The organism is Shewanella sp. SG41-4, assembly GCF_014164505.1.
Taxonomy (GTDB): domain Bacteria; phylum Pseudomonadota; class Gammaproteobacteria; order Enterobacterales; family Shewanellaceae; genus Shewanella.
The window spans coordinates 1-2,031 of the sequence record NZ_JACJFI010000480.1; the positions used below are offsets into that span (position 1 = coordinate 1).

General features: G+C 40.6%; 1 protein-coding gene. It reads left to right on the forward strand.

Annotation, left to right across the window (positions count from 1 at the left end; genetic code table 11):
- Positions 1–2,031 (forward strand): translocation/assembly module TamB domain-containing protein (locus tag H5202_RS21340; protein WP_182773820.1); only part of this gene is annotated, 2,031 nt, incomplete at both ends.

Below are 2,031 nucleotides of genomic sequence, written 5' to 3' on the forward strand. Positions count from 1 at the left end.
TTAATGCGCAAATCAATAAATTCAGTTACCTAGGAAGTAAGATTGACAGCCTTGATTTACTTGCTAATTATCGTCCTTATTCACAGCATAAATATCGGATAGCATTGCGCAATAATAATCTGGTATGGGACAGCTATAAGCTGACAGATATCGCCTTCGTCAGTGAGGGAAATCAACATCAACAACAAAGTAAACTCAATACTCAAGGTGATTTGGTCATCAAGACTCAGATAACCAGTAGTAGTAATCTCGATAAACAACAGTTCAATGCCACATTAACAGAATTCAATATCAGTAATGCTCTTGGGCAATGGCAACAAGATAAACACATTACAGCCAGCTGGGATCAACTTAACCATCGTGGTGGTGTGAGCCGTTTTTGCTTAGTGCATCCACACAATAAATTGTGTTTAATCAATGATGTTAAATTGGGTCATACCGGTCTAGCCAATGTGACTTTTACTGGTAATCCCGGTAAATTATTGGCACCTGTGTTGTCTAAAAAAATCACTTGGAACGGTGAAGCCGTGCTAACTAGCCAAGTCAATTGGGCTAAAGGTAAAAAGCCTACTGCCAATGTTCAGTTTACGCTTTTACCGGGAAATATTAAGCTAAGCCGTGCCAAAAACAACACCATCAGCATCGACTATCAGCAGTTACTATTTGAAGCATCGCTTGATGAAAAACAAATTAATAGCTCATTGAGTTTCGATTCGTCCGGCATAGCAAGTTGGAATAGTCAACTGAGTGTTAACATCACACCCGATCGCACCTTACAAGGTACTGTTAATGTAAATGAACTCAATCTAGCTCCTTTTGGAGAGTTCTTCCCTAGACTCGAAACCTTAGAAGGCATGTTATCCAGTCGATTAAATTTATCTGGCACCCTTATGGACCCTAGCGTCTCAGGTAATATTAAACTCAGTGACGGTGCATTTGCCTTATCCACGAACCCAACACTTATCGACAAACTGTACTTGTCACTGGCTCTAGAAGGTCAGCAAGGACAACTCAATGGCCAATGGCATATGGGCGACGGGCAAGTAAGCACTAAAGGTACCCTTGCTTGGCCACAAGGGAAATTTAGTGGCGACATTGATATTAAAGGTGCAAATTTAGCGGTTATTCAACCTCCAATGGCAATCTTAAATGTCTCTCCAGATATTAACATGACCTTCGATGAACAACTGTTTGCGATAAAAGGCAAAGTTGACGTGCCATCAGGACAAATAAAAATTACACAGTTAGCTGAAGGAGGCGTTGCGGTATCGAACGATGTGGTATTTAACGATTCAGTATCTGAACAAACCGTTAAAGCCAGTCCTTACGCCGTTACAGCCGATTTAAATATCAGTGTCGGTAAACGTCTAACTATTGATGGTATGGGTCTTAAGGGAAGGCTACAAGGTGATCTGGTGCTAAAGCAGCAAGCTTTTAAGCCGCCCATGTTATTTGGTGACATTAGAGTCAACAAAGGGACTTATAAGTTTATGGGACAAACCTTAACTATTAATACTGGTGAAGTTCAATTTATTGGTCCTACAGAACTGCCAAATCTGAATATAGAAGCAACTAGAGACATTAAAGAAAGTGATATCACCGCAGGTGTTCGAGTCACAGGTACCCCAATGCGTCCAGTGGTCACCTTATTCTCTAATCCCGCAAAAGAGCAAGCTGAGGTGCTTTCTTATATTTTGACGGGTAAAGGCTTTACCAGTACAACCAATCAACAAAGTAACTCATTAATGATGGGAGCAGCACTCAGCTTAGGCTCACAATTTGATGGTGGAGCAATGAATAGCATTGGCAGTACTGCAACAGGGCTGATTGAAAAATTTGGATTTTCCAATGTACAACTTGATACTAATGACGACGGCAAAGTGGCCGTCAGCGGTTATATTGGTGAAGACTTAATGATTAAATACGGTGTGGGAGTATTTAACCCCGGTTACGAAATGACTGTGCGATATTATTTATTTTCACAATTATATTTAGAAAGTGTGTCTAGCACCCTAAGCCAATCTCTTGATA